The organism is Aeromonas sp. ASNIH5 (genome assembly GCF_002902865.1).
In the GTDB taxonomy this organism is placed as follows: domain Bacteria; phylum Pseudomonadota; class Gammaproteobacteria; order Enterobacterales; family Aeromonadaceae; genus Aeromonas; species Aeromonas caviae.
In genome coordinates, this window is record NZ_CP026122.1 from 2,359,009 (window position 1) to 2,384,711 (window position 25,703).

Genomic DNA, 25,703 nt, shown 5'->3' on the forward strand with positions numbered 1-25,703 from the left:
CGCCCAGGGGCGCCTCTTCTCATTGCATCGTGTCACGCAGCCTCAGAGGCTGGCGCAGATCTGCCAGAGATCGTACTGGATGGCGGCGGCCGTCACTTCCCGGCCCGCTCCCGGCCCCTGGATCACCAGGGGGTTGGTGCGATAGCTGTCGCTCTCGATGGCGAACACGTTGTCGCAGGGCAAGAGGTTGGCAAACGGGTGATGGGGCTCCAGCGCCTCCAGCCCGACGCGGGCCTTGCCGTCGTGCTCAAAGCGGGCGACATAACGCAGCACCTTGCCGACCCGGCGCGCCCCCTCGAAGGCGGTCTGGATAGGGTCATCCAGCTCCTTGAGCCTGTCCATGAACTGATCCGCACTCACCTTGCGCAGGGCCACCGGCACCAGGTTCTCCAGCTCGATGTCGGCGGAGTCGAGTTCGAAGCCCGCCTCCCGCGCCAGGATGAGCAGCTTGCGGCGCACATCCTGACCGGAGAGATCCTCCCGGGGATCCGGCTCGGTCAGGCCGTGTTGCCACGCCTCGTCCACCAGTTCGGAGAAGGGGCGAGTGCCGTCATACTGCTGGAACAGCCAGGAGAGGGTGCCGGAGAAGATGCCGGAGACCCCCTGGATGCGGTCACCGCTCTGGCGCAGCATCTGGATGCTGGACTGGATGGGCAGCCCGGCCCCCACGGTGGCGTTGTAGCGCCACTGCACCTGGTGGTCGCGACAGGTCTGCTTGATGCGCTGGTAAAACTCGCTGTCGGCGGCACCGGCAAACTTGTTGGCGGCGATGATGTGGATGCCGAGCTGGGCAAAGTCCGGGTAGTAGCGGCTCACCGTCTCGCTGGCGGTCATGTCGAGCGCGATCAGGGAGTCAAAACTGTGCTGCTCCAGCTGGGAGAGCAGCTCCGGCCAGATGAGCGGCTTGGGATGGAAGTTGTCCTGTACCTTGAGGGGATCCAGCCCCTCTTCGTCCAGCAGCCCGCCCTTGGAGTCGAAGACCCCGTAGAGGGTGAGCGCCAGATTGAGCTCATGCTCGAGGCGCGCCTTCTCGCGGGCGTAGAGCCCCAGCCAGTGACCGCCGATATTGCCCTTGCCGAACACCACCAGCCCGACCCGGGTCGGGCGGCTGAACAGGGCACTGTGCAGAGCGATGAGCAGCGGCTCCAGCACGATCTGGCGCAGCACGGCCACCAGGCTCAGGCCGTCTTTGGCCACCTGCACGAACTCCAGAGGCTGATCCGCCAGCAGCTGGTAGAAGCGATGGCACTGCTCGGCGTTGTCGGTGACGCCGGCCCCCACCAGGGCGACCAGGCTGAACCCCTCCTTCTGGATGAGGCCGGTAAAGTTGCCCTGCAACTGGAAGTCACGGAGCACCTCGAAGGCCCCTTGTGCCACCTCCAGGGTGTAGGCCAAACGCAGCACCCGCCGATCCGGCTGGCGCTGCAGGGTGAGCGGATGGAGGCGATGGCGGGCCAGATGGGCCTCGATGGCCGCCACTGTCTGCTCAAAGTCCGTCTGCGGCAGCACCTTGAGCTCGATGAGGGCTATCTGATCCACCGAGGAGACGATGCGGGCACCGCCGGAGCGGGGCGCACGGCGCAGGATGTGGGTGCAGCCTTCGTCCGGATTGTAGCTGCAGCGCAGGGTGAGGCGCTGACGGCTGTCGGCCACCGGCTGCAGGGTACGCGAATGCAGCACCGAGGAGCCCAGGCGCGCCAGCTCGTTGGCCTCGGCCAGGCTCAGGCGCTCCAGCAGACGCGCCTCTTTCACCCGGCGCGGGTCGGCACTGTAGACCCCGGCCACGTCACTCCAGATGGTGGTGGACTCCCCGTCTGCCAACGCCGCCAGGAGGCTGGCACTGTAGTCGGAGCCGTTGCGCCCCAGCAGCAGGGAACGCCCCTCCATGTCGGCGGCGATGAAGCCGGTCACCACGATGCGACCGGCGTGCTCGGCCAGCCGAGCCTTGAGCAGCTCGCTGGAGAGGGCGGTATCCACCTTGATGAGGGCGCCGTCTTCTGCGCGCAGGAAGCTGCGAGCATCGAGCCAGGCGGCCACCTCACCCCGGCTGGTGAGCAGGGCAGCCAGCAGGCGGGCGGACCACACCTCGCCAAAGGCGAGCAGGCCGTTGCGCTCGAAGCGGTCAAACTGCCCCTCCAGGGTCTTGGCGATCAGCTGCATGTCGTCCGTCAGTTGCTGACTCAGATCGAGGTGAAGCTCCCCTTCCAGCAGGCCGTCGATCAGGCTCTGCTGATAGGCGTGCAGGGCGGTGATGGCTTCGCCTGCGGCCTCATCCCCCGCTTCCGCCAGCTCCACCAGCTGGATCAGCCGGTTGGTGGTCTTGCCCGCGGCGGAGACCACCACCAGCTCGTTGCCCCCCACCTGTTGCTCGACAATGCTGGCGACCCGGCGATAACAGACCGGATCCGCCAGGCTGCTGCCGCCGAACTTGTGTACATGGCGCCGCTTGAAGACTGCCTCTGTTGCCACCACACACTCTCCTTGTTGTTGTTCCATTACTTCACCTGCTCTGCCTGTTGTGCCAACTGCGCCTGTTCAAACCCCTGGGCCAGATCGGCCACCAGATCCTCACCGTGTTCGATCCCCACCGACAGGCGCAGCAACTGGGCACTGATGCCCGCCGCCTGCTGGGCCGCCGGGGTCATGGCCCTGTGGGTCATGCTGGCCGGATGGGCCACCAGGCTCTCCACACCGCCGAGGGACTCCGCCACCGAGAAGAGGCGCAGCCCCGCGAGGAAGGCGCGCAGCCCCGTCTCGTTGCAATCGAGCTCAAAACTTAGCATGGCGCCAAAGCCGGACTGTTGACGGCGCGCAATGTCGTGGCCCGGATGGCTCGGCAGGCTGGGGTGATAGATCCGCTTGACCAGCGGCTGCTGCTGCAAGAAGGCGAGGATGCGATCCGTGTTCTCCTGATGGGTGCGCAGGCGCGGGGCCAGGGTGCGCAGGCCCCGCAGGGTGAGGTAGGAGTCAAAGGCACCGGAAGTGAGCCCCAGGCAGTTGGCCCACCACACCAGGGAGTCGGCAAGAGCCTGATCCTTGGCGATCGCCACACCCCCTACCACGTCGGAGTGGCCGTTGATGTACTTGGTGGTGGAGTGGACCACCACATCGGCACCAAGGGCCAGGGGCTGTTGCAGCAAGGGGGAGAGGAAGGTGTTGTCCACCACCACCTGGGCCCCCACCCCGTGGGAGGCCTCGGTGATGGCGGCGATGTCCACCACCCGCAGCAGCGGGTTGGAGGGGGTCTCCACCCACACCAGTGCGGGTTTCTGGGCCAGCGCGGCGGCCAGCGCCACCTCGTCCCCCTGATCCACGAACTGCACCTGGTAGTGGCCCTTGGCCGCCAGATACTCGAACAGGCGCCAGGTACCGCCGTAGCAGTCGTGGGGGGCGATCAGCAGATCCCCCGCCTTGAGCAGAGCCGTGGTCACCAGGTGAACGGCCCCCATGCCGGTACCGGTCACCACGGCGCCGGCCCCCCCTTCCAGGGCCGCCAGGGCATCCGCCAGATTGGTGCGGGTCGGGTTGCCGGAGCGGGCATAGTCGTATTGACGGGGCTCGCCAAAGTCGGCAAAGGTGTAGTTGCTGGAGAGGTAGATGGGGGGCACCACGGCACCGTGCTGCGTGTCTGTCTCAATCCCGGTGCGTACCGCCAGGGTGGCCTTGTGGGTCATGTCACTCTCCTTGATGGGTTGCCGGAGCCGGTCCGCCTCGTGGGTCGTCCAGCCCCGCTCTCATTTTCGCTGGCCGGACTGCCGGCCCATGGTGCACCACACTACGCCACCTTAAAAAAGCCGTCAACACTTCTAGACGTCTAAATGGCTTTGCTGTTGGATTGCCATTGAATTCCTTAAGGGTTAAAATCCGCGCTCACGGCCAAACGACTACAGGTGGAACATGGGTACAGAGTGGAACGGCGACTACGTCAGCCCCTATGCAGAGCACGGCAAGAAGAGCGAACAGGTCAAGAAGATAACCGTCTCGATCCCGCTCAAGGTGCTGAAGGTGTTGACCGATGAGCGCACCCGTCGCCAGGTGAACAACCTGCGTCATGCGACCAACAGCGAGCTGCTCTGCGAAGCCTTCCTGCACGCCTTCACCGGCCAGCCGCTGCCCTGTGACGACGACCTGCGCAAGGATCACCCGGACAGCGTCCCCGCCGAGGCCCGCGCCATCATGGAAGCCCTTGGCAAAGAGATCGAAGACTTCGACGCCGAGTAATGCGGCTGCCCATGGCAAACGATGCATCCCTTTCAATGACGCGGCCCGGTGCCGCGTCATGCTTATCTGCCGCCTCCCCCTTCAGCCTGCGTCACTACCAGAGCGACATGCAGAGCCACAGTCATGACCACGCCCAGCTGGTGATCCCCCTCGTCGGTCCCCTCGAGATCGAGGTGCAGGGTCGGGGATGTCGTCTCGCCCCCGGTTTTGCCTGCATCATCGCCCCTGGCCTTCGCCACGACTACGCCGCCGACCCGGCGCACGTGTTTCTGGTGCAGGAGAGCCACTGGCTGCCGGCCGCCCTGGGGGACCACCCCTTCGTCGAGCTGGATGAGGCCCAGCGCCACTACCTCGCCTTCCTGCACCGCATGGTGGCCGAGGGGCGCCACGTGGCCGGCATGGATCAGGTGTGGCTCGGGCTGCTGACCGAGGGACGCGGCATGGGCCCCGCCGTCGCTCCCCGCATAGCCCCTCGTATCGCCAAGGTGCAGCGTCATATGGAAGCCCACCTCGCAGACCCCCTCACCAACGAGGAACTCGCCGCCATCGCCTGCCTCGGCCTGAGCCAGTTCAAACACGCCTTTCGCCAGCAGGTGGGCACGAGCGTCTCCCACTACCTCAGGATGCGGCGAATGGCGCTGGCCCGCACCCTGCTCGCCCGCACCCGGCTGCCCGTCGGCGAGGTGGCCAGCCGTTGCGGCTACCAGAACCAGGGGGCCTTTGCCGAGCGTTTCCTGGCCGAGACCGGACTGACCCCTTCCCTCTGGCGCCGGCAAAACGGCTGCCTGCCGTAATCGGTCGGCTCTTTGCCGAAGACAATCCCCGGGCATTCGAGGCATGCTGAGGCTCATGCAAGGTATGGGCAACGAGGAGTCAAGATGCAGACCATAAGCTGGCAGGATTTCGAGATGGTGGAGCTCAGGGTGGGCACCCTGGTGCGGGTCGAGCCCTTCCCCGAGGCGCGCCGCCCCGCCTACAAGGTGTGGGCGGATTTCGGCCCCGAGCTCGGGGTGCGCAAGAGCAGCGCCCAGATCACCGACCTCTATCGACCGGAGGATCTGGTGGGCCGCCAGATCGTCGCCGTGGTGAACTTTCCCCCCAAGCAGATAGGCCCCATCCAGTCGGAGTTTCTGCTGACCGGCTTCTATCGCCCGGATGGCGCCGTGGTGATCGCCATCCCCGAGCAGACGGTGGAGAACGGCGCCAAGCTGGGGTGAGACGACGGCAAGGCAACCAGAGAGCAGAAGCAAGAGAGGCGACCCCCGGGGTCGCCTCTCTTGTTTGATGCTGACGGCCTGGCTTATTTCAGCAGGCTGAACAGCAGGGCCGAGACCGCCAGGGCACCGGTCAGCAGGATGAAGCCGTTGACCCAACGGTGACGGAAGCGGGCCAGCGCCTCCACCTTGTAGATGGCCACCACCGGCATGATGAAGAGGATCATGGCGATGACGGGGCCGGAGAGGGTCTCCATCAACCCCAGAATGCCCGGGTTGATGATGGCGGCGCCCCAGATGGCGAAGAACATCAGGGCGATGCCGAGCTTGTCCGCCTTCGCCAGCGGCAGGCCGGTGGGCTTGGCGATCAGGCTTTTCAGGCTCTCGCGGGCACCGAGGAAGTGGCCGAGGAAGGAGGAGCTGATGGCGATGAAGGCGATGAGCGGCCCCAGGGTCACGATCACCGGGTTGTCGGTGATGTTGGCGAGATAGGAGAGCACGGAGACGTTCTGGGCCTTGGCCTCGGCCAACTGAGCCGGGGAGAGGCTCAGCACGCAGGAGAAGACGAAGAAGAGCACGAAGCCCACCAGCATGACGGTGGTGTTGCGCAGGATCAGGCCGCTCTTGGTTTCGGCCTGCTCCCCGTACTCCCGGCGCTGCACATTGGCAAAGCCCGAGATGGCGGCGGCGTGGCTGAAGGCGAACACGGTGACCGGCAGCGCCAGCCAGACGGTGTTGAGGAAGCTCGTGCCTTCAAAGGCGGTCACTTCCGGCCACTGCCACTGGGGAATGAGATAGCAGGAGAGGGCCAGCAGGATCGCCGCCAGCGGGTAGACCATGACGGCGAAGGCCCGCAGCATCGCCTTCTCGCCGGCCAGCATCACGGCGATCATGGCGAACACCAGCACGCCGGAGAGCATTACCCGATCCGGGGAGGCCAGGCCTAGCTGGTTGACCATGAAGCTCTCCACCGTGTTGGTCAGCCCGACGCCGTAGATGAGCAGGATCGGGAAGATGGAGAGGAAATAGAGCGCCGAGATGAGGCGCCCGGCCATCTTGCCGAAATGCTCCTCGGCCACCTCGGTGAAGTCGGCCTGGGGGCGCGACGACGAGAGCACGAAACGCGCCAGCCCGCGGTGGGCCAGGAAGGTCATGGGACCGGCCAGCACGGCGACGATGATGAGGGGCCAGATCCCCCCCAGACCCAGGTTGATGGGCAGGAACAGAATGCCGGCGCCGACGGCGGTACCGAACAGGCTGATGACCCAATGGGTGTCGTGGCGACGCCAGCCGGTGCTGGCCATGGTGGAGGGGGAACCGGACAGCTCCCGTGAGACGTCTGCAGATAAACTCATCGATAAATCACTTTTACGTAGTATTAAAATCTAAAAACATTGTGCTCCTTTAGCATTTAATTCTCAAAAAGGGAGACTGGCAGATCTCACTGGCAAAGCCCTGTTCCACCAGTGAGATTGGGAGGAAATCTCACCCCGGATTATTCAATTAATCCTGATAAAAACCAAAAGTTAGGAATATAAAACCAAAATTAAAACCCACACCGATTTTTTGTTTCGATGAAATGCATGTTTTCAGAATTAACTGAAAATTATGCCAGTGCAGCCAGATTGGATGTGATGATCCACTGCCGTTATCGCCATCACTAGCGAATCTCCCTAAAATCCCCGTAACCAGCCAGTGGATCACACCAATGCAATCAGGCGACCCTGTGGTCGCCTGATTGCATTCCCTGCGAGCTGGTCGACCCGTCAGTGGGCCAGAATGCGACCCCAGGCGAGATCCGGGTCCCCCATCACGATGAAGTCCGGGTTCTCCAGCGACTCGGTCTCGTTGTAGCTCAGCGGTTGCAGCGCCAGGCTGAGGATGCGCCCCCCTGCCGCCTCCACGATGCACTGGGCGGCAGCGGTATCCCACTCCCCGGTGGGGCCCAGGCGCACGTAGCAATCCGCCACGCCTTCCGCCACCAGGCAGGACTTGAGGGAGCTGGAGCCGAGCGGGATCAGCTCGTAGTGGATGGCCGGGTTGAGGCGACGGGTCAGGTTCTCCAGTTTCTGGCGGCGGCTGATGGCCACCACCAGGGAGTCAGGCTGATCGTGTTCATGATGGATGGCGCTGATGGGACGGCTCTCGCCGTTCGCCTCCTTGAAGGCGCCGTGACCGCGCACCGCCCAGTAAAGCAGATCGGATTCGGGAGCATAGATGACCCCGAGCACCGGGACATTGTCCCGCACCAGGGCGATCAGGGTGGCGAAGTCGCCGCTACCTGCGATGAACTCGCCAGTGCCGTCCAGCGGGTCCACCAGCCAGTACTGGCGCCAGTTCGCACGCTGGCTGAAGGGGATGTCGGCCGCCTCTTCGGTCAGCACGGGGACATGGGGAGTGAGCGCTGCCAGCGCCTGTTTGAGGTAGGCATCGGCAGCAAGATCGGCACTGGTGACCGGGGTCGCATCCTCCTTCAACTGGCGTTCGAACTGACCGCCGCGATAGATCTCGTGAAGGATCCTGCCCGCCTCACGGGCGATCTCCTTGACCTCGGGTATCCAGGCCAACAACTCCTGCATGGTGCTTACCTCTGCCTCTGATTGCCAAACAGACCCTCTGCGGGCTAATTTCCCTGCTCCGCCAGCCATTTGCTGGCCAGCAGCAGGGCACTGATGCTGCGCGACTCGGTGAAGTCCGGTCGTGCCAGCAACTCGTCGATCCGGTTGAGGGGCCAGGGGATCACCTCGAGAGGCTCGGGCTCGTCACCGACCCGCTGCTCGGGGTAGAGATCCCGCGCCAGCAAGATGTCCATCCGGCTGGAGAAATACCCCGGCGCCAGCGACACCTGCTTGAGCAGGGTCAGGCTGCTCGCCCCGAAGCCCGCCTCCTCCATCAGCTCCCGGTTGCCCGCCTCGAAGGCATTTTCACCGGGGTCTATCAATCCCTTGGGGAAACCCAGCTCGTAGGAGTGGGTGCCCGCCGCGTACTCGCGCACCAGCAGCAGGGTGTGGGCATCGAACAGGGGCACCACCATGACGGCACCCCGATTGCCGCCGCGCATCCGCTCGTAGACCCGCTCCTCGCCGTTGGAGAATTTCAGGTGAAGGGACTCCACCTTGAACAGCCGGCTCTCGGCCACGATCTCGGCCTTGAGGATCTCCGGCTTGCTCTTGTCATGGGCCATGGTCTCGACACTGAGGTGGACGGGATTGCGCTTGTGGGGATCGCTCATCGGGGGCTGACTGCTCGTTAAAAAATCGTGTTTCAAGAGTAAACGACTCCCCTGCCGAACACCACGGGGCAAAGAGGGGAAAGATGTCTGAAAAATCCGTTATAATGCGCCCCGTTTTTCCCATCACCACAGACATCGCGAGGCCCCATGTCGACTCCCCTGCCCTGGCACCAGATTGATACCGTGTTGCTCGACATGGATGGCACCCTGATCGATCTCCATTTTGACAGCCATCTGTGGCAAACCCTGGTGCCGGCGCGCTACGCCGAGCGACTCGGCCTGCCGCTGGCCGAGGCGAAGGCGCAGATAGACACCCACTATCATGCGGTCAACGGCACCCTCGACTGGTACTGCGTGGATTACTGGACCCGGACGCTCGGGCTCGACATCCGCGCCCTCAAACAGGAGATCCTGGAGAAGATCCAGTGGCGCCCCAACGTCATTCCCTTCCTGGCCGCACTCAAGGCCGCCGGCAAGCAGGTGGTGCTCTTCACCAATGCCCATCCCGCCAGCCTGTCGGTGAAGGATGCACGCCTCGGCCTCGCCCAGCACCTCGATCTGATGGTGAGCACCCATGAGCTCGGGTGGTCGAAGGAGAGCCAGCACTGCTGGCAGGCACTGGCCGAGCGGCTGGCCTTCGACCCGGCCCGCACCCTCTTCGTGGATGACAGCGAGCGGATCCTGGCCGCCTCGGCCGAGTTCGGCATCGCCCACCAGCTCGGCATCCGTCACCCCGACAGCCAGATGCCGCCGCTCACCTTCCAGCACTTCCCGGCGCTCGACGACTACGCCGACCTGCTCCCTCTCGGCGCCTGACACGCACAAGGCCCTCTTCACGAGGGCCTTGTCACATCAGCTCAACAGCCTGCCGAGCGCATACCGTTCATGAAAGCCCTCAGGCCGCATCGCGCGGGGCCAGCACCCCCATGCTGGCCAGGTAGTCGAGGGCGCTTGGGGTGAAGCCAACCTCCGTGAGGTGCGCCGCCGTAAAAGGGGCTGCATGCAGAGGCAGGCCGCGGCTCACCCGTTCCATCCAGTCCGGATTGCCAAGGGCCGCCGTGCCCACCGCCACCAGATCGGCGCCACCGGCCAGAGCCCGCTCCGCCGAATCTGCGTCGCTAATCTTGCCCGCCACCATGAGCGGCACCCGCCCGGCCAACCCGACCCTTACCGCCTCCAGCAGTGCGCCGCCGTCGGGATCCCCCGCCACCGCCTTGAAGCTGTCCCCCATGGAGAAGTGCAGGTAGTCGATCCCCTCGTCCGCCAGCAGGCGCGCCACCGCCAGCTGATGGGCCAGTTCGATGCCCTGGATATGGGCATAGCTCTCGGGGGAGAGACGCACCCCGACCAGGAAGCCCCGGGGTAGACGGGCGCGAATGCCGCGCACTATCTCCACCAGGATCCGCGCCCGGTTCGCGAGGCTGCCACCCCAGCGGTCGGTGCGCCGGTTGTGCAGGGGGTTGAGGAAGTTGCAGAGCAGGAAGTGGTGGGCTGCGTGCAGCTCGACCCCATGCAGGCCGGCGCCATGGGCCCGCTCCGCAGCGCTCACAAAGGCGTCAATGAGCGTCAGAATCTCCGCCTCGCTCAGCCCCTTGACCCCGAGGGGGTAACGCCCGCCCGGCGCCAGCGCGCACGGGCCGACCGGCGCCCCGTCGTTCAGCTCGGGCAGAGCCCGCATCCCGCCGTGATGCAGTTGCACCACCGCCAGTGCCCCGGCCTGCCGCGCACTGTCGGCCAGGGCCGTGAAGGCCTGCTGCTGGGCGTCCGTCATCAGGGCAGGCTGCCCCGCCCAGCAGCGTCCGCCGGGCCGCACCTGGGTGGCGGCGGCGATGAGCAGGCCGAAGCCGCCACGGGCGCAGCGCGCCAGCCAGTCGAGCTCGGCCTGGCCGGGATCACCGCCTGCGCCGCTCATGTTGTGGGTCAAAGGGGCCAGCACGGCCCGGTTCTTGAGCCGCAATCCGGCTCGCTCGAAGTGGAAGCTGTCGCCCAGTGTCTTGTTCATCGTCCTCTCCCGGGATAGCAATGGCATGGCGGCCACTATAAACCCGGGCTATGAGGATATAATCAGGCACTCAAGCAAAACATTCATTCCCAGCAAGACACAATAGGCCACCCCTCATGAGTCACCACAAGCTCGACACCCTCTACCTGATGCGCCTGCTGGTCGCCATCGTCCGCTGCGGATCCTTCGCGGCGGCGGCGGCCCAGCTCGGCATCACCCCGAGCAAGGCGTCAAAAGATCTGCGCCACCTGGAGCAGAGCCTCGGCAGCGTGCTCCTGAGCCGCACCACCCGCCGGGTGCAACTGACCGACGCAGGAGAGCTCGCTTACCGCCAGGCCGACCAGATGATCGCCCTGCACGAGCAGTTGCTGGACGGCCTGCAGCGCCGCCGCTCGGCACTGTGCGGGGAGCTGCGCATCACGGCGCCGGATCTCTGGGGAGAAGTGGTGCTGACTCCGGTGCTGCTGCGCTTTCGCGCCGACCACCCGGAGGTGCGGATCATCGCCGACTTCAGCAATACCCCGGCCGACCTGCTGCGCGACAACCTGCACGTGGCGTTTCGCAGCACCGAGCTCGGCACCCAGCCCTACCTGGCGCGCCCCATCGCGGTGGACGATCTGGTGCTCTGCGCCAGCGCCGACTACCTGGACCGCCACCCGCCCCTCAGCACACCCCAAGATCTGCACCAGCACAGCCTCATCACCCGCAGCCAGGAGTACGGCCGCCACGAGCGCTGGCCCCTGCTTGCCCAGGGGCGCGAGATCCCTCTCGAGGTAGCGGGCGAGCTGGCCTTCAGCAGCAAGAAGGCGATTCACCAGGGGATGCGCCAGGGACTGGGGATAGCCCGCCTGCCGCGCTACCTGGTGGCGGCCGAGCTGGCCGAGGGGGTGGTGCGCGAAGTGCTGCCGGACTATCGCCCCAAGGGGGCCCATTTCTACGCCCTCTATACCCAGCGCCGGGCCGAGTCGGCCCTGGTCGGCCACTTCCTCGACTACGTCATCGAGGCGCTCACCCCTTCATGAGCAGATCACCAGGTGGTACTGCTTCTTGCCCCGGCGCAGCAGCAGGTAGCGGCCGAACAGCCGATCGTCGGCGGTGAGCGGCTCATCCCGGCGGATCGCACCGTTGACGCTGACGGCCCCCGCCGCCAGCAGCTCGCGGGCGATCCGCTTCGAGTTGGCCAGGCCGCACTCCACCAGCAGGGTCACCAGATCCGTTTCCCCCTTGATGGGGCTGCTTGGCATGCCATCTTGCGCCAGCTGGGCCAGATCGCTCTCCCCAAGGCGCGCTACCTCGCCACTGAACAACGATTCGCTGATGCGCTGCGCCGCCGCCAGCGCCCCCTTGCCGTGTACCAGTTCGGTCAGCTCGTCCGCCAGCACCTGCTGGGCCAGCTTGCGCCCCTGCCGCTTCGCATCCTCCGCCTCCAGCGTCTCAATCTCGGCCAGCGGCATAAAGCTGTAGTAGCGCAGGAAGCGGTAGACATCCTCGTCCGCGGTGCCGAGCCAGAACTGGTAGAAGGCGTAAGGGGAGGTGAGCGCCGGGTCGAGCCAGATAGCGCCCCCCTCGGTCTTGCCGAACTTGGTGCCATCGGCCTTGGTGATGAGCGGCAGCGTCATGCCATAGACCTGGGCCTGATGCAGCCGCCGTGTGAGATCCATGCCGCTGGTGATGTTGCCCCACTGGTCGTTGCCGCCGATCTGCAGGGTGCAGCCGAGGCGCTGGTTGAGCACGGCGAAGTCCTGGGATTGCAGCAGGGTGTAGGAGAACTCGGTGAACGAGATGCCCTGATCCGGACGGGCCAGGCGCTGGCGCACCGATTCGCGGGCCAGCATGGCGTTGACCGAGAAGTGCTTGCCGATGTCCCGCAGAAAATCGAGGGCGGACATCTGCCCCATCCAGTCGGCGTTGTTGACCAGCAGCGGCGCCGCCAGCCCGTCGCTCGCCGGCAACAGGGCGCTTATCTGGGCCGACAGGCTGGCGACCCAGCCCTGCACCGTTTCGGCGCTGTTGAGGGTGCGCTCGCTTGCCTTGAAGCTGGGATCGCCGATAAGGCCGGTGGCCCCGCCCACCAGGGCCACCGGGGTGTGGCCCGCCAGCTGGAAGCGGCGCAGCATCAGCAGTGGCACCAGGTGGCCGATGTGCAGGCTGCCAGCGGTGGGATCGAACCCGCAGTAGACGGTGCGAGGGGTGGCAAGATGGTCGGCCAGCGCCACCGGGTCGGAATTCTGGGCCACCAGGCCGCGCTGGGTCAGCTCATCGAGCAGGTGAGGATTTGTCATGGAGGGCTCCAACAGCAAGAGAAAGAGGGCCATCCTCGCCGTTTTGCGGTGCTGGCAGATATGTCCCCCAGGGGACAGTTTTGCCACTCCCGTGCTAGCATCCTGCCATCGTGGGGAAACCATTCCCTGACCCGGAGCCCATCGCCATGCCCCCGTCTCCTGCCACGGATACCCTGAGCCTGACCGCCGCCGTCGATGCCCTGCACGGCAGCGGCTTCCCGGCAGCCCTGGTTCGCCTCATCCAGCAACAGGTGGCATTCGACTGTGCCTTGCTGCTCGGGGTGGGGCTGCGCCCCGTCTACCTCTACGACAACCTGCATCATCAGCGGGCCCTATTGTTCGACCGCTACCTCACCCGCCACTTCAGTCAGGATCCCTTCATGCAGGCGCTGGAGCAGGGGCTGGGTGCCGGGGTCTGGACCCTGTCGCAGGTGTCGCGGGGGCGGCTCGACCCCGAGTATCGCCACCACTTCTATCAGGCCACCGGCTGGCAGGAGGAGGTGGGGCTGATCCTGCCGGTGCGCGGCGGCCTCACCCTGATGCTGTTTCTCGGCCGCCTCGACAAGCGCAGCTCCCTCAGCCGTGACGAGCTGGCCAGGCTGGAGGCACTGTTCCCGCTGGTGCATTCGCTGTGCCGCCAGCACTGGCGGGAGGAGGCCGCCCTGCTGGCCCAGAGCCCGGCGCTACCGGGTGGCACCGACCTCAAGGCGACCGTGGAGCAGGCCATCGCCAGCGTAGGGGGGGCAAGCCTCACCCGTCGCGAGCGCCAGGTGGCGGGATTGCTGTTGCAGGGGCTCGACACCGAGGCCATTGCCGGTGCGCTCGGCATCGGCAGCGGCACGGTGAAGAATCACCGCAAGCACCTCTACGCCAAGTTGAACCTGCATTCCCGGGCCGAGCTGTTCAGCTTCTTCCTCAATCACCTCATCACGGCGCCAGCCGGCGCGCCCCCATAACGACACCACCCCGCCGGGGCGGGGTGGTTCAAACCATGGGCAACGCCGTCAGATGCGGCCCTGATAACGCAGCGGGAAGCGCCCCTGCCCATCGGGCTGGCCGAGGAAGGGGAGCCCCTGTTTCATCTGGTCCGGCAGCTCGGGACCCGGTTTCAGGGTGCCCTGGAACAGGTACTGGCGATTGGCTTGCAACTCCAGCTTGCCCAGCACCTGCACCGCCTCCGAGCCCTGCTTGATCTCGGCCACCAGCCGGGAGTCGAGACAGGTGAGCGTGATCTCGGGATCCCCCAGGGCCAGCTTGCCCGCCGGGGTGTCCGCCTGTGCGTCATACCAGTGAAGATCCCCGTAAAGGTTGTCGCACCAGGGAGTGCCCTGGGCAAACTGATCGATCTTGAGCTGCAACTGACCCGTCGCCGTCAACGGGAAGGGGGGTCTCATCGGCACCCGCTCCAGCACCCAGAGGGCCGGCGCATTGAGGGTGATGTCGCGCCCGAAAGCAGCACCGTTCCAACCCAGGATCCCCTGCCCGTTGAGTCCGCTGCGCTCGCCAAAGCGCACCGACACCTCGGGCGCCAGCCGCAGCAGAGACCAGCCATCGAGATCCCAGCGCAACTGGGTGAGGGACTCGCTGGCATATTGCACCCGGGCGGCCTGACCGCTCCAGAGGGTGCCGCTCACCCCCTCCAACCGTACCAGATTGGGGGGCAGCGGCAGATGGCGCACCACCAGGGATGCAGGCAACTGGGCCAGCAGGAAACCGAGATAGGCCAGCAGGAAGAGACTGGCGATCACTATTTTTCGCTTCATTGGGAACGACTCAACTGCAAACGTCTGACCTTGACCAGCCCGGGGGCCAGCCCCTCGCGGGCCAGCTCGATGATCTGCACCTGGACGCCGTATTGATCCGAGAGGGTCGCAAGCCAGATCAGCAGATCATCGAACGGCACAGTGTCTATCCATACCTGCAGCTCCTGACCCTGGGGCTGCAAGCGGGCAATCTTGATCTTCTGGTTGAAGGCGGTGCGGTTCACCACGCCGTCCAGGGTACCGCCGGTATCGATCTGGCGCCCCTGTCCCCCCTGCATCGCCAGCACCTCCTGTCCCTTCTCCTTGAGCCAGGCCAGGGTCTGCTGCTGGTTCACCACCTGCCGCTCGCGCTCGGCAATGCGATTTGCCACCGGCTGCCAGATCGCCCAGTAGAAGAACCCGATGAGCAGCACGCAGCCCCCCACCGCCACCAGCCGCTGCTCGCGGGCACTGATGCCGCGCCACCAGCTCTGCAGTTTGTCCATCATGACGACCTCCCCTTGAGCACCAGCGCCCCTTCGACCTTTCCTTCGGTGCTTCGCACCTCACCCTGCTGCACCTCGAAGCGCTTGCCCGCCAGCTCGCGGAAACGTTCGATCTCGGTGAAGCCGGGGGCCGTCACCTGCAACCTCAGCTCGCCCCGGGCAGCATCGAAGCGCAGCACTTCGGGCTTGAGGCCGGGCACCTCGGCAAACACCGGAGCCAGCTCGGTCAGGAGCAACAGGACGCCATCCTGGGGAGCCTGCCCCAACTGCTGGAGGTGCTGGGTCATCTGGCTGCGCACGTTGACGATACGCGTCTCCCCCGGGAAGATCCGGGTGTAGACCTGCCGGATCTCCGCCTTGAGGGCCTTGTCCTGTTCCGTCAGCTGGTGCAGATGCACACCGCGCTGCACCAGGGCCACCAGCAACAATACGCCTGCCAGCACCGCCACCTTGCGCCACTGCAACCAGTAGCGGGCGTATTCGGTCTGGGGACGATAGGGCCCCTGCAGCAGGTTGGCCTGGCAGGTCAGCGCCCCTTTCGCCAGCAACAGCATGGGCAGTTCCGGGTCAGCCCCCTGCCAGTTGCCCGCCGCCATGGCGGGGATGGGAGTATGGCAGTGCAGGGTGACGGGTTCGGTCTGCGCTGCCAGCAGCATGGCCAGCAGGGATTCCTCCGCCACTATGCCCTGACGGGGGCCCTGGCGGACCAGCCACTCCTCCCCCAGCTGCAGGGCTGACCAGCCATCGGCGACGAGCGGCAGTGCCAGCACGTCGGGCAGCAGGTGCAGGGTCTTGAGCCCTGCCTGCTCCAGCCAGCCGAGCCAGGAGTGCATCTTCCCCTTGTCCACCGCCATCAGATCCACCTCGCGGCCCTGATGGCCGAGCACCACCAGGTGCAGATCGTCCACGTCTGAGGCGATCTGCTCCTCCAGCAGATAGGGCAGGGCCGCCGCACTCTGGCGGCTGTATTTGCCCGGCAGATTGACCCGCCGGAAGATAAGATCGCTGCCGGGCACCAGGGTCACCACGGGGCGACCACCGGCACGCTCCTGCAGCTCGCCGAGGGCGTGCGCCGAGGCCAGGATGCCGGAGGCGATGATCTCCTGCTCCTGCGCCGACCAGACCAGCCAGTGCACTGGCTGCTGCGCATTGGTCCCCAGACGGATGACCAGACTCTCGCTCACTAATGTCTCTCCTGCCATGCCCGCTCCTCCCTCAGGGGGGCGGGCGCACAGCCATGGGTTGCAGTCCAATCGGGGGATGCGCAGGGCAGCTGAAACCGCCCCACGCCCCCTTGTTATTCGGCGCCGCCGCTCAGGCGACGCAGCATCACCAGCTTGTTGTCCTTGCCACGCTGGAAGACGGTCTCAAGCCTGGCGCGGGTCTCCCCCACCTCCGCCAGCAGGCGGGCCTCGAAGAAGCTGCTCTTGATGTCCAGGGCGCCATCCAGCCCGGTGATGGCACCCGGCTGAACCTGCAACTGCTCCGTCATCTCCTGCTTGTTCTTCCACCCCTTCTTGGGGCGGCTGGTCAGCACCCGCTTGGCATCGTCCAGCCCGATCTTCCCCTGGTAGAGCCCCACCAGCAGGGCCGCCTGCTCCGGCCGGATGGTGTTGATGTTCACCACCAGCTTGTCATTGGGCAGGGAGCACACATAGGGGGCCAACCGGGCGTACAGGCTGGCGCTCACCCCGCGCACCGCCCGCAATTCGTCGGTGCCCAGCATCCGCTGGTTAGCCACCAGGTAGGGGGGATTGAGTCCCTCGTAGTAGGCATCCTCGGCCCCGTTGCTCGAGACCAGCTGGGTATCCTTGTCGGTCCAGTCGCGGATGGCGTCCGTCAGCTGTACCGCTTCGTAATCATCCACCTCGAGCTGGGCGAGCAGAGCCCGGAACACCTTGAACTGGTAAGGCTGGGCATCGAGATCGTCGCCGTTCTCCCCCTCCTTGAGGGGCACGCTCAGGCTGTTGAGGTTGAAGCAGGATTGCAGATCCCGCACCCGGCCCGAGAGGGTGCCATCCTCCACCGGGAAGACCCCGTCCTCCCGCGCCCAGTTCTGTCCCAGACTCACCCGATCCGGGTCGTCCTTGAAGTCCTGGTTCAGCACCTTGATCACCAGGGCCTCCGCCGACATGGCATACCACCAGGCCTGCTTGCCCAGGGTGAGGTTGGCGGTGCGGCGCAGCTCCAGTTGCAGGCGGCCACTCATGTTGCTGGCGACGATCACCATCACCGCGAGGATGAGCAACACCACCAGCAGGGCCATGCCCCCCTGGCGGCCCAGTGTAGTGCGGGATCGGCCCCGGCCGCGCTTAATTACCATTGTCCGCTCGCTGGCCACCAGCACCGATCAGGAACTGGCGACGTCGAATAGTGCCGTCATCCTCCGTGACGGACAGGGGAAAACGACGATCAGTTACCATTCTCTGCCCTCTGGCCACCAGCACCGATCAGGAACTGGCGGCGTCGAATAGTGCCGTCATCCTCCGTGATAGACAGGGGAAAACGACGATCAGTTACCATTCTCTGCCCTCTGACCACCGGCTCCGATCAGGAACTGGCGGCGGATGGTGCCGTAGTCTTCAAGCTCCAGCTCCACCGCCAGCCCGTAGGGCAGCAGGTCGCGCTGGGTCCACTCCTCCTTCCACTGTCCCTTGTCGTAGAAATAGAGGCGCAGCGCCGTCACGCCGGTCAGCACGGGCTGAATGCGCGGCTCGGTGCCAATGGCCGGATCCGGATAGAGGTAGCTCAACCGCTCCAGGGTCTGCCCCTTGAGACGCCAACCCACTCGTTGCAGGCCGGAGCGCGGCAGTATGCCGTCCGGATTGAGCCAGCCGCCGCGAATGAAGGCCATGCCCCAGTCGTCGCTCTGCTGGCCGAAGCGGGACGCCGCCAGCAGCACCTTGTTGTTCTCGCCGTCGATGCGACCGCTGCGCGGCACCATCTGGGTAATGTCCCGCTCCAGCAGGCTGAAGGCGAGCTGCAGTTCCGAGAGGCGGGCCTCCTTGCGCTTGGCCACCTCGTCGCTGGTCAGCACCCCTTGCAGCACCTGATAGGCCCCCAGGCTCAGGGTGGCGAAGATGGCGATGGCCACCAGCATCTCAAGCAGGGTAAAGCCGCGGTGGTGCGATGGGCGGGTGTTGCTCTGGATCATCGGCTGACACCGGCTCCGGATCATGGACGCACGTTGATGAATGTTCATCGGCTGAGATAGGTCCGGATCATGGCCACCGGGCTGTCGGCCTTGGGCGCGGTGCGCACTTCCATGTCCAGCGCCCTGAAGTTGCTGTCCGCCGTGGCGACGCCGCGATAGCGCCAGTACCAGGTCTGCCCGGCCATCTCCTCGTCCCCTTCCACCCAGCTGTCTCCCGGCCACTTGCCTTCGAGCTTCTGCTGCACCAGCTGATTCTCCACCACCCAGGTCGCCAGGGTCTTCTGCTCCAGATAATTGAGGCCGGCCAGGTGTTCGCTCGCGGTCTTCATCACCGCCAGCCCGGCGATGGCAAACACAGCCAGGGCCACCATCACCTCCAGCAGCGTCATGCCGCGCACCCGGGCGTGTCCGCCCGACAGAGCGGTGCGACGCGCTAGAACGCCCCCTGCGGGCCTGGCGCTCCTCACTCTTCTTCCTCTTCATCCTGCAGCAGGGAGAGACGACCGAACTCGTCCCCCCTGACGGTGCGCAGGTAGTGCAGATCCTCGTCCTGCTGGCTCAGGGTCAGCACGAAGGGAGAGAGCTCTCCCCCCGGAAAGACCAGGATCTGGGGTGTCCGCTCGCGCTCGTCCCGACCCCGCTCCTGGCGTTCATCCGACGCAGTACGCCAGTTGAAACCTTCCAGCTCCACCGCCAGGGTCATCCCCTCCGGCAACGTCACCGGCCCCAGCAGCCTGTCACCGGTCAGGGCGCGCCACTTGCGATCCTTGGGATCCCGGGACATAAACTGCCAGCCGTTCTCCTCGACCCGCAGCCCCAGCAGCCTGCCATCCATGACCGAATACTCCTGGGCCTGCTGCAGGGTCGCCATGAAGCGGCGCGCCTGCTTGTCCAGCTCCCGATCCCCCCTGGCGCCCCCCATGCTGAGGGTGACGGCGGTCGCCACCAGTCCCATCAACATGGCGACCAGCAACACTTCCAGCAGGGTAAAACCGGCCTGGTGACGGGCCGAAGAGGCCATCTTCATTCAGGCAGCCCCGGGGTGGCCCGGTGAGCACGACGCGGCGGAATCACTTATTGGAAGTCCTTCAGGTTCCAGTTGCCGATGTCGTCATCGGTCCCGGCTTCGCCGTCCATCCCCATGGAGAAGATGTCGATCTTGCCGAACTGGCCCGGGCTCAGCAGCTGGTACTGGTTGCCCCAGGGATCCTGCGGCAGGCGCTTGATGTAGCCCCCTTCACGGTAGCTGCGCGGCTCAGGGGATGCGGTCGGCTTGTTGACCAGGGCGTCCAGCCCCTGCTCGGTGGTCGGGTAGCGGTTGTTGTCCAGCTTGTACATGTCGAGGGCGTTTTCCAGCGCCACTATGTCGGAGACCGCTTTTTGCTGATCCGCCTTCTCCTTGTTGCCCATCAGGTTGGGCACCACCAGGCTGGCCAGGATCCCCAGGATCACGATGACCACCATCACTTCCAGCAGGGTAAAACCCGATTGACGACGCTTTTGCATGACTGACTCCCTAACGAAATGAGATGGCATGAGCCATCAACGATTAACTGTTAAACCACAATCGTTCGATTGAATGTGCAGGTTCGAATGGCGAAGCCTATTCGGGCACCCGACCCTCACAGATTCACCATGTTGTTGAGCTCGAGCGAGTTGACCGCGGGATCGACCGATGTCACACGCACGCCAGCCTCACAGATTCACCATGTTGTTGAGCTCCAGGATCGGCTGCAGGATCGACATCACGATAAACAGCACCACCCCGGCCATGGAGACCACCAGCATGGGCTCGAACACCCCGAGGGCGATGTTCACCTGGGTTTCGAACTCCCTGTCCTGGTTGTCCGCCGCCCGCTCCAGCATGCTGTCGAGCTCGCCGCTCTGCTCGCCCGAGGCGATCATGTGCAGCATCATGGGCGGAAAAATTCTGGTTTCATCCAGCGACTTGCGCAGGCTGGTCCCCTCCCGCACCCGTTCGGTGGCCTCACCGATGCGCATGCGGGCATAGTCGTTGGAGAGCACTTCGCCGGCGATCTTCATTCCCTCCAGCAGGGGCACGGCGCTGGCGTTGAGGATGCTCAGGGTGCGGGCAAAGCGGGCGGTGTTGAGACCGCGGCTGACCCGACCGATCACTGGCAGGCGCAGTATCACCTGGTGCCAGCGACGGCGGCGCTTGTCGTCGGTCAGCCACCAGCGCCAGATCAGGCCGCCAATGCCAAGGAGCAGCAGGAACCAGAGGCCGTAGTGCTGCAACAGCTCGCTGGTGCCGATGAGGAAACGGGTGGTGCCCGGCAGTTGCTGGCCCATGTGTTCGAACTGGGCCACCACCTTGGGCACCACGGCGGTGAGCAGTATGGAGATGACCCCCACCGCCACCAGGGTGAGGACGATGGGATAGATCATCGCCTGCAGCAGCTTGGTGCGCATGTGCTGGCGCTGCTCGGTGTAATCGGCGAGACGGTTGAGCACCTTCTCTAGGTGACCGGACTTCTCGCCGGCCGCCACCATGGAGCGGAACAGCTGGTCGAACACATGGGGGAAGGCCCCCAGCGAATCGGCCAGGGAATACCCCTCCACCACCTTGCTGCGCACCGTCGCCACCAGGCTGCGCAGGTGGGCCTTCTCGCACTGCTCGGCGACCGCCTTGAGGGCCTCTTCGATGGTGAGACCGGCCCCCACCAGGGTCGCCAGCTGGCGGGTGATGAGGGCCAGTTCTGCGGTGGAGGCGCCACGGCGAAACAGCACGAAGCGGTTCGCCTCCCGCTTGGCCTTCTCGGTGGTCTCGTTCACCTCGAGGGGGGTCAGCCCCTGCTCGCGCAGCAACTGGCGCACCTGGCGGGCGGAATCCCCTTCCAGCACGCCGCTCTTGTTGCGCCCCTTGCCGTCGAGGGCCTTGTATTCAAATGCCGCCATCTCAGTCTTCCCGGGTCACGCGCAGCACCTCTTCGAGGCTGGTCTGCCCCTTGAGCACCTTGTCGATGCCGTCGCGGCGGATGCTGGGGGTATGACCCCGGATCAGCCGCTCGATGGCGAGCTCGCCGCTGGCGCTGTGGATCGCCTCGCGCACCGCCTCGTCCACCACCACCAGCTCGTGGATGCCGGTCCGGCCGCGATAGCCGGTATGGTTGCACTGCTCGCAGCCCACCGGACGCCAGATCTGCTGATCCGGCGCAAGCTCGATGCCCATGGCAACACGCTCCTGCTCGGTGACAGGGTGCGGTGCGCGGCAATCCGGGCAGAGAGTACGCACCAGCCGCTGGGCCAGTACCGCCAGGAGCGACGAGGAGAGCAGGAAGGGCTCGATCCCCATGTCCCGCATCCGGGTGATGGCGCCGATGGCGGTGTTGGTGTGCAGGGTCGACATCACCAGGTGACCGGTGAGGGATGCCTGCACCGCGATCTGGGCGGTCTCGAGGTCACGGATTTCCCCCACCATCACCACGTCCGGGTCTTGGCGCAGAATGGCGCGCAGGCCCCGGGCGAAGGTCATGTCCACCTTGCTGTTGACCTGGGTCTGGCCCACCCCTTCGAGGTCATATTCGATGGGGTCTTCGACGGTCAGGATGTTGCGATCCCGGGAGTTGATCTCCGAGAGGGCCGCATAGAGGGTGGTGGACTTGCCCGAACCGGTCGGGCTCGTCACCAGGATGATGCCGTGAGGCTTGCGAATGAGTTCGCTGATGATGTTGCGGTTGGCCAGCGTCATGCCGAGCTGCTTGAGCTCGAGGCGCACGTTGTTCTTGTCGAGCAGTCGCAATACCACCCGTTCACCGTAGCTGGACGGCATGGTGGAGACCCGCACGTCCACCGCCCGGCCGCCGATGCGCAGTGAGATGCGGCCATCCTGGGGCACCCGCTTCTCGGCGATGTCCATGCGCGACATCACCTTGATGCGCGACACCAGCAGGGAGGCGAGTTTGCGATGGGGGCGCAGGATCTCCCGCAGCACCCCATCGATGCGAAAACGGATCACCAGGGCCCGCTCGAAGGTCTCGATGTGGATGTCGGACGCCTCTTCTTTTATCGCCTCGCTCAACATGGCATTGATGAGGCGAATGATGGGGGCGTCGTCGTCGGCATCCAGCAGATCCTCGCTCTGGGGCAGCTCTTCGGCCAGGGCAAAGAAGTCCATCTCGTTGCCGAGATCCTCCATCAGCTGACGCGCCTCGGAGGAGTCACGCTGATAGTGGGCCATCAGGAGCGTCTCGAACTCGTCGTTGCCAAGCTGCTCCACCGCGAAGGCACAGCCCGCCACCCGTCGCACCTCCAGCAGGGTCTGGGGGGAGATCCCCTGACGACAGAGCAGCACCGGGGCACCCTGGCGCTCGGTCAGGATGGCCCCGAAGTTGCGGGCAAACGCGAACGGCAGTTCCGGCAGGGGAGCCGGCAGCTCGCTGCCATCGAGCTGGTAGGCGGCCATCAGGGCTTGCTCTGCACGAAGGGCTGCTCCTGCACCTGGGCGCGCACGCCGGTGGCGGTCGCCTGCTGCTGGGCCTGCATTCTCTGGATCTGCTGCTGCACCTCGGGGGACATCATCACGTCCTGGCCATAGGCGGGCAGCACCTGGCGAGCCGGCGAGGTGGCATAGCCCTCTTCCGCAGCCCGGCTCAGCTGTTCGGCCCTGAACAGGGTGTACTTGTTGCTGGAGACCCCGGAGTAGACATTGGCGTCACGCAATATGGTCGGGCGGATGAAGACCATCAGGTTGCGCTTGGCGGTGGAGGTCTTGGAGGAACGGAACAGGTAGCCCAGCACCGGAATGTCCCCGAGCAGGGGCACCTTGGAGATCTGCTCCTGGGTCTGTTCGTCCATCAGGCCGCCCAGCACCACTGTCTCGCCGCTCTTGACCAGCACGGCGTTCTTCACGGTGCGGGTATCGAAGGTGGGGCCCAGGTTGGCGGTCCCGGTCGCCTGCTTCTGTGCCACGCTGGAGACCTCCTGCTCGATGTTGAGCAGCACGGAATCTCCTTCGTTGATCTGGGGCGTCACCACCAGCTTGGTCCCCACCGTCTTGCGCTCTATGGTGTTGAACACCTGATCGCTGGTGGTGGAGCTCTGGGAGCCGCTCTGCACCGGCACTTCCTGACCGACGTTGAAGGAGGCCTCCTTGTTGTCCATGGTGACGATGCTCGGGGTGGAGAGGATGTCGTTCTTGCTGTTGGTGGAGAGCGCCGTCACCAGCGCCGCCCAGTCCCCGTGATAGAAGCCTGCCGCCATGCCGCTGAAGCTGCCCGCCAGGGATGACAGGCCGTCGGTGTTGCCGTTGTCTTTGTAATCCTTGGCGGCGATGGCCAGGGAGCCGATGGGCAGACCGGTGTCGGTGAACTGGGTGCCGCCGCCATTGGTGTTGGCCCACTGCACCCCGAGGTTCATGCCGTCACCATCCGATATCTCGACGATGATGGCCTCCACCAGCACCTGGGCACGACGAATGTCGAGCTTGGCGATGACCTGCTCCAGCTCGGCCATCACGTCCGGCTGGGCGGTGATCACCAGGGCATTGGTGGTCTCGTCGGCGGAGATGGCGAGCTGGCCGCCGCCGATGCTGGCGCCGCCCGTGGCCGTGGCAGCCGCCCCGCCCTTCTTGTCGGCGGCGATGCTGGAGCTGACCCCCTTGAGGACGTCCACCAGATCCTTGGCCTTGCCATATTTCAGGTAGAAGACCCGGGTGTTGCCCTGGCTCTGCAGATCCCGGTCGAGCTGGCGCACCATCTGGATGATGCGGGCACGGGCCTTGGGCTCGCCGCTGATGACCACGGAGTTGGTGCGCTCGTCGGCCACCACCTTGGGGGAAAGCAGCAGCGAGGCGTTGGCCCCCTGATTGCTGCCATCCTTGTTGAGGTTGGTCACCAGCCGCACCATCTCGCCGGCGGAGGCGAACTTGAGCTTGATGACGTCCATGTCCTGATCCCCCGCCTTGTCCACCCGGCGAACCACCTCCACCAGGCGGTTGACCACGGCGGCGCGGCCGGTGATGAGCAGCACGTTGGAGGGCTCGTAGTGGACCACGTTGCCGCCGCCGGCGTTGTCGTTGAGCTGACGCAGCAGGGGGGCCAGTTCACGGACCGAGACATTGCGCACCGGCACGACCCGGGTCACCATCTCGTCACCCACGCCGGGGTTGGTGTCATCCACCACGGGGATGGCCGAGGTCTTGGCATCCTTGGAGCGCACCACCTTGAGCACGCCGTTGTTCATGGGCACCACGGCAAAGCCGTAAACGTCGAGCACGCTCAGGAAGAACTGGTAGTACTGATCCTCGTTGAGCAGGTCATAGCTGCGCACGTTGATCTTGCCGCGTACCGATGGCTCTATGATGATGGTTTTGTTCAGGTTCTTGCCGACCGTGTTGATGAACTCCTCGATGTCGGCGTTCTTGAAACTGGCGGAATACTCGGTGGCCCAGGCAGAACCGGCCATCATCAAGGCTGCCGCCATGGTGGCCAGACGCCAGCCCTTCCCTTTATTTGTCATTCTTGGTGCTACTCCAATTCATTATTCTGACAAGCCGACATAGACGTCATAGAGCTGTCCTTGCCGCTCGACGGTGACGGTCATTTCCGTGGCGCCCGCCACCTGCTGCATCGCCTGCATGGCCTGGGCGTTGTCACGCAGATCCAGGCCGTTGATGCTGACCGCCAGATCGTTGGCGACCAGTCCGAGTTGATTGAACAGTTCCGGATTGCGACCCGGGTTGAGGCGATAGCCGGTCATGCGACCGTCCACCCGGACCGGAGAAATATTGAGGTAATCGGTGATCTTGCCCGGGTTGCCCAGCAGTTCGCTGCGCACGGAGGAGAGCCCCTCCTGGCGGGCCGGTTTGGGCAGGGGCTTGCCATACTCCTCCCCGTCCAGCATCAGGGTCTCGTCACGGCCGTCCCGGGCGATGATGACCCGATCGGCAAACACCTGGCGTATCCTGGCCTGGGTACCGTCGATGTAGTCCCCGATGCCGTAAGAGTTCTGTGTCCCGTTGTGGGCGATGATGGCGATGGACTTGGCGGGATCCGAGCTTGCCAGCACCCCGTTGAGCTGGGCGTTGAGCTGGGTTTTCGGGGCATCCGCCGCCACCGTCTCTGCCGCCTTGTCCGCCTGGGGTTGCAGCGCCTTGCCAAAGAGAGAGAGGCGGCTGAGGTTGCCAAGATCGAGGCGATCGCCGCCACTCCCCTGCGCCGAGGTGACCGAGGGTTGCCAGAGGGTCAGGGGTGCGGGCTGGGCCAGTTCGTACAGGCGCCAGGTGAGCACGGCACACTGCTGGGCCAGCAACAGCAGCAGAAGCCAGAACAGGGGCTGGCTGAAACGGGAGAGTGGCATGGCCTTGCAGCGAGCCAGAAGGGAAATCAACAA

General features: G+C 65.2%; 25 protein-coding genes and 2 pseudogenes. 6 read left to right on the plus strand and 21 right to left on the minus strand.

Features of this window, described 5'->3' with window-relative positions; all coding sequences use genetic code 11:
- Positions 1 to 42: 42 nt before the first annotated feature.
- A complete protein-coding gene (locus C2U30_RS10890) occupies positions 43 to 2,496 on the minus strand; it encodes a bifunctional aspartate kinase/homoserine dehydrogenase II (protein ID WP_041211708.1) in 2,454 nt (817 codons plus the stop codon).
- Positions 2,496 to 3,674 (minus strand): cystathionine gamma-synthase, encoded by a 1,179-nt coding sequence (metB, locus tag C2U30_RS10895; protein ID WP_103243740.1) that lies wholly within the window; start codon positions 3,672 to 3,674, stop codon positions 2,496 to 2,498. Before metB ends, C2U30_RS10890 begins: the two co-directional genes overlap by 1 nt.
- Positions 3,675 to 3,897: 223 nt before the next feature.
- On the opposite strand from metB, the gene metJ reads away from it, so the two are divergent.
- The 3 genes from metJ (at position 3,898) to C2U30_RS10910 (ending at position 5,438) form a co-directional block, all read left to right on the plus strand.
- The gene (metJ, locus tag C2U30_RS10900; protein ID WP_005327165.1) at positions 3,898 to 4,221 is read left to right on the plus strand and encodes a met regulon transcriptional regulator MetJ; all 324 of its coding nucleotides are present in this window, start codon (positions 3,898 to 3,900) and stop codon (positions 4,219 to 4,221) included.
- Between the two features lie 35 nt (positions 4,222 to 4,256).
- Positions 4,257 to 5,015 (plus strand): AraC family transcriptional regulator, encoded by a 759-nt coding sequence (locus tag C2U30_RS10905; RefSeq protein WP_052815545.1) that lies wholly within the window; start codon positions 4,257 to 4,259, stop codon positions 5,013 to 5,015.
- An 84-nt stretch (positions 5,016 to 5,099) separates the two neighbouring features.
- Positions 5,100 to 5,438 (plus strand): tRNA-binding protein, encoded by a 339-nt coding sequence (locus C2U30_RS10910; protein ID WP_103243741.1) that lies wholly within the window; start codon positions 5,100 to 5,102, stop codon positions 5,436 to 5,438.
- An 83-nt stretch (positions 5,439 to 5,521) separates the two neighbouring features.
- Here C2U30_RS10910 and C2U30_RS10915 read toward each other — a convergent pair whose 3' ends face one another.
- From C2U30_RS10915 to nudE, 3 genes are all read right to left on the minus strand, one after another.
- Entirely contained in the window at positions 5,522 to 6,790 is a 1,269-nt protein-coding gene (locus C2U30_RS10915; RefSeq protein WP_029314815.1) for an aromatic amino acid transport family protein, read from the minus strand.
- Positions 6,791 to 7,201: 411 nt separating this feature from the next.
- The gene (gene cysQ / locus C2U30_RS10920; protein WP_010675709.1) at positions 7,202 to 8,014 is read right to left on the minus strand and encodes a 3'(2'),5'-bisphosphate nucleotidase CysQ; all 813 of its coding nucleotides are present in this window, start codon (positions 8,012 to 8,014) and stop codon (positions 7,202 to 7,204) included.
- Positions 8,015 to 8,058: 44 nt separating this feature from the next.
- Complete coding sequence (gene nudE, locus C2U30_RS10925) at positions 8,059 to 8,667, minus strand: ADP compounds hydrolase NudE (RefSeq protein ID WP_039040577.1); 609 nt, start codon at positions 8,665 to 8,667, stop codon at positions 8,059 to 8,061.
- 147 nt (positions 8,668 to 8,814) lie between these two features.
- Here nudE and yrfG point away from each other — a divergent pair, with 147 nt between their 5' ends.
- On the plus strand, positions 8,815 to 9,483 hold the full coding sequence (gene yrfG, locus C2U30_RS10930) for a GMP/IMP nucleotidase (protein ID WP_041211711.1): 669 nt from the start codon (positions 8,815 to 8,817) through the stop codon (positions 9,481 to 9,483).
- 79 nt (positions 9,484 to 9,562) lie between these two features.
- Here the strand turns inward: yrfG and C2U30_RS10935 are convergent, their stop codons facing one another.
- Positions 9,563 to 10,669, minus strand: a complete 1,107-nt coding sequence (locus C2U30_RS10935; RefSeq protein ID WP_103243742.1) for an oxidoreductase — start codon at positions 10,667 to 10,669, stop codon at positions 9,563 to 9,565.
- 116 nt (positions 10,670 to 10,785) lie between these two features.
- Here C2U30_RS10935 and C2U30_RS10940 point away from each other — a divergent pair, with 116 nt between their 5' ends.
- Entirely contained in the window at positions 10,786 to 11,691 is a 906-nt protein-coding gene (locus tag C2U30_RS10940) for a LysR family transcriptional regulator (protein WP_042864913.1), read from the plus strand.
- On the opposite strand, the gene tyrS is transcribed toward C2U30_RS10940, so the two are convergent.
- Positions 11,686 to 12,951 carry a tyrosine--tRNA ligase gene (gene tyrS / locus C2U30_RS10945; protein WP_103244687.1) on the minus strand — a complete coding sequence of 422 codons (1,266 nt, stop codon included), beginning with the start codon at positions 12,949 to 12,951 and terminating at the stop codon, positions 11,686 to 11,688. The genes C2U30_RS10940 and tyrS overlap by 6 nt on opposite strands.
- A 146-nt stretch (positions 12,952 to 13,097) precedes the next feature.
- Between tyrS and C2U30_RS10950 the strand changes: the two genes are divergently transcribed.
- Positions 13,098 to 13,907 (plus strand): helix-turn-helix transcriptional regulator, encoded by an 810-nt coding sequence (locus C2U30_RS10950; protein WP_103243743.1) that lies wholly within the window; start codon positions 13,098 to 13,100, stop codon positions 13,905 to 13,907.
- A gap of 48 nt (positions 13,908 to 13,955) precedes the next feature.
- Here the strand turns inward: C2U30_RS10950 and exeN are convergent, their stop codons facing one another.
- The 14 genes and pseudogenes from exeN to exeC form a co-directional block, all read right to left on the minus strand.
- Positions 13,956 to 14,714, minus strand: coding sequence for a GspN family type II secretion system protein ExeN (exeN, locus tag C2U30_RS10955; RefSeq protein ID WP_103243744.1), 759 nt, complete (start codon positions 14,712 to 14,714; stop codon positions 13,956 to 13,958).
- Positions 14,711 to 15,202, minus strand: coding sequence for a GspM family type II secretion system protein ExeM (exeM, locus tag C2U30_RS10960; protein ID WP_103243745.1), 492 nt, complete (start codon positions 15,200 to 15,202; stop codon positions 14,711 to 14,713). The genes exeN and exeM overlap by 4 nt, the downstream gene beginning before the upstream one ends.
- Entirely contained in the window at positions 15,199 to 16,383 is a 1,185-nt protein-coding gene (exeL, locus tag C2U30_RS10965; RefSeq protein ID WP_103243746.1) for a GspL family type II secretion system protein ExeL, read from the minus strand. The genes exeM and exeL overlap by 4 nt, the downstream gene beginning before the upstream one ends.
- 113 nt (positions 16,384 to 16,496) lie before the next feature.
- Positions 16,497 to 17,522: a GspK family T2SS minor pseudopilin variant ExeK gene (gene exeK / locus C2U30_RS10970; protein WP_103243747.1), complete on the minus strand. Its 1,026-nt coding sequence runs from the start codon at positions 17,520 to 17,522 to the stop codon at positions 16,497 to 16,499.
- A pseudogene (locus C2U30_RS10975) lies at positions 17,512 to 17,586 on the minus strand (type II secretion system protein GspJ); the annotation flags it as partial. The gene exeK and the pseudogene C2U30_RS10975, both read right to left, overlap by 11 nt.
- A gap of 25 nt (positions 17,587 to 17,611) precedes the next feature.
- Positions 17,612 to 17,686, minus strand: a pseudogene (locus tag C2U30_RS23185) (type II secretion system protein GspJ); the annotation flags it as partial.
- 25 nt (positions 17,687 to 17,711) lie between these two features.
- Positions 17,712 to 18,353, minus strand: coding sequence for a GspJ family T2SS minor pseudopilin variant ExeJ (gene exeJ, locus C2U30_RS10980; RefSeq protein ID WP_049636114.1), 642 nt, complete (start codon positions 18,351 to 18,353; stop codon positions 17,712 to 17,714).
- 44 nt (positions 18,354 to 18,397) lie between these two features.
- A complete protein-coding gene (gene exeI, locus C2U30_RS10985; RefSeq protein WP_010675721.1) occupies positions 18,398 to 18,742 on the minus strand; it encodes a GspI family T2SS minor pseudopilin variant ExeI in 345 nt (114 codons plus the stop codon).
- Positions 18,743 to 18,816: 74 nt separating this feature from the next.
- Positions 18,817 to 19,380 carry a GspH family T2SS minor pseudopilin variant ExeH gene (exeH, locus tag C2U30_RS10990; protein ID WP_103243748.1) on the minus strand — a complete coding sequence of 188 codons (564 nt, stop codon included), beginning with the start codon at positions 19,378 to 19,380 and terminating at the stop codon, positions 18,817 to 18,819.
- A 47-nt stretch (positions 19,381 to 19,427) separates the two neighbouring features.
- A complete protein-coding gene (gene exeG, locus C2U30_RS10995; RefSeq protein WP_010675723.1) occupies positions 19,428 to 19,859 on the minus strand; it encodes a GspG family T2SS major pseudopilin variant ExeG in 432 nt (143 codons plus the stop codon).
- Positions 19,860 to 20,048: 189 nt separating this feature from the next.
- Positions 20,049 to 21,269 (minus strand): GspF family T2SS innner membrane protein variant ExeF, encoded by a 1,221-nt coding sequence (gene exeF, locus C2U30_RS11000; RefSeq protein ID WP_039040588.1) that lies wholly within the window; start codon positions 21,267 to 21,269, stop codon positions 20,049 to 20,051.
- A gap of 1 nt (position 21,270) precedes the next feature.
- Positions 21,271 to 22,776 carry a GspE family T2SS ATPase variant ExeE gene (gene exeE, locus C2U30_RS11005; protein WP_103243749.1) on the minus strand — a complete coding sequence of 502 codons (1,506 nt, stop codon included), beginning with the start codon at positions 22,774 to 22,776 and terminating at the stop codon, positions 21,271 to 21,273.
- Positions 22,776 to 24,830 (minus strand): GspD family T2SS secretin variant ExeD, encoded by a 2,055-nt coding sequence (gene exeD / locus C2U30_RS11010; RefSeq protein ID WP_010675726.1) that lies wholly within the window; start codon positions 24,828 to 24,830, stop codon positions 22,776 to 22,778. The genes exeE and exeD overlap by 1 nt, the downstream gene beginning before the upstream one ends.
- A gap of 21 nt (positions 24,831 to 24,851) precedes the next feature.
- Positions 24,852 to 25,700, minus strand: coding sequence for a GspC family type II secretion system variant ExeC (gene exeC, locus C2U30_RS11015; protein WP_404813883.1), 849 nt, complete (start codon positions 25,698 to 25,700; stop codon positions 24,852 to 24,854).
- Positions 25,701 to 25,703 lie beyond the last annotated feature (3 nt).

Bases quoted from the DNA above. Each gene is read 5' to 3' on its own strand.
- C2U30_RS10890 (WP_041211708.1), bottom strand. From the start codon at position 2,496: ATGGAACAACAACAAGGAGAGTGTGTGGTGGCAACAGAGGCAGTCTTC.
- metB (WP_103243740.1), bottom strand. From the start codon at position 3,674: ATGACCCACAAGGCCACCCTGGCGGTACGCACCGGGATTGAGACAGAC.
- metJ (WP_005327165.1), top strand. From the start codon at position 3,898: ATGGGTACAGAGTGGAACGGCGACTACGTCAGCCCCTATGCAGAGCAC.
- C2U30_RS10905 (WP_052815545.1), top strand. From the start codon at position 4,257: ATGACGCGGCCCGGTGCCGCGTCATGCTTATCTGCCGCCTCCCCCTTC.
- C2U30_RS10910 (WP_103243741.1), top strand. From the start codon at position 5,100: ATGCAGACCATAAGCTGGCAGGATTTCGAGATGGTGGAGCTCAGGGTG.
- C2U30_RS10915 (WP_029314815.1), bottom strand. From the start codon at position 6,790: ATGAGTTTATCTGCAGACGTCTCACGGGAGCTGTCCGGTTCCCCCTCC.
- cysQ (WP_010675709.1), bottom strand. From the start codon at position 8,014: ATGCAGGAGTTGTTGGCCTGGATACCCGAGGTCAAGGAGATCGCCCGT.
- nudE (WP_039040577.1), bottom strand. From the start codon at position 8,667: ATGAGCGATCCCCACAAGCGCAATCCCGTCCACCTCAGTGTCGAGACC.
- yrfG (WP_041211711.1), top strand. From the start codon at position 8,815: ATGTCGACTCCCCTGCCCTGGCACCAGATTGATACCGTGTTGCTCGAC.
- C2U30_RS10935 (WP_103243742.1), bottom strand. From the start codon at position 10,669: ATGAACAAGACACTGGGCGACAGCTTCCACTTCGAGCGAGCCGGATTG.
- C2U30_RS10940 (WP_042864913.1), top strand. From the start codon at position 10,786: ATGAGTCACCACAAGCTCGACACCCTCTACCTGATGCGCCTGCTGGTC.
- tyrS (WP_103244687.1), bottom strand. From the start codon at position 12,951: ATGACAAATCCTCACCTGCTCGATGAGCTGACCCAGCGCGGCCTGGTG.
- C2U30_RS10950 (WP_103243743.1), top strand. From the start codon at position 13,098: ATGCCCCCGTCTCCTGCCACGGATACCCTGAGCCTGACCGCCGCCGTC.
- exeN (WP_103243744.1), bottom strand. From the start codon at position 14,714: ATGAAGCGAAAAATAGTGATCGCCAGTCTCTTCCTGCTGGCCTATCTC.
- exeM (WP_103243745.1), bottom strand. From the start codon at position 15,202: ATGATGGACAAACTGCAGAGCTGGTGGCGCGGCATCAGTGCCCGCGAG.
- exeK (WP_103243747.1), bottom strand. From the start codon at position 17,522: ATGGTAATTAAGCGCGGCCGGGGCCGATCCCGCACTACACTGGGCCGC.
- exeJ (WP_049636114.1), bottom strand. From the start codon at position 18,353: ATGATCCAGAGCAACACCCGCCCATCGCACCACCGCGGCTTTACCCTG.
- exeI (WP_010675721.1), bottom strand. From the start codon at position 18,742: ATGACGCTGCTGGAGGTGATGGTGGCCCTGGCTGTGTTTGCCATCGCC.
- exeH (WP_103243748.1), bottom strand. From the start codon at position 19,380: ATGAAGATGGCCTCTTCGGCCCGTCACCAGGCCGGTTTTACCCTGCTG.
- exeG (WP_010675723.1), bottom strand. From the start codon at position 19,859: ATGCAAAAGCGTCGTCAATCGGGTTTTACCCTGCTGGAAGTGATGGTG.
- exeF (WP_039040588.1), bottom strand. From the start codon at position 21,269: ATGGCGGCATTTGAATACAAGGCCCTCGACGGCAAGGGGCGCAACAAG.
- exeE (WP_103243749.1), bottom strand. From the start codon at position 22,776: ATGGCCGCCTACCAGCTCGATGGCAGCGAGCTGCCGGCTCCCCTGCCG.
- exeD (WP_010675726.1), bottom strand. From the start codon at position 24,830: ATGACAAATAAAGGGAAGGGCTGGCGTCTGGCCACCATGGCGGCAGCC.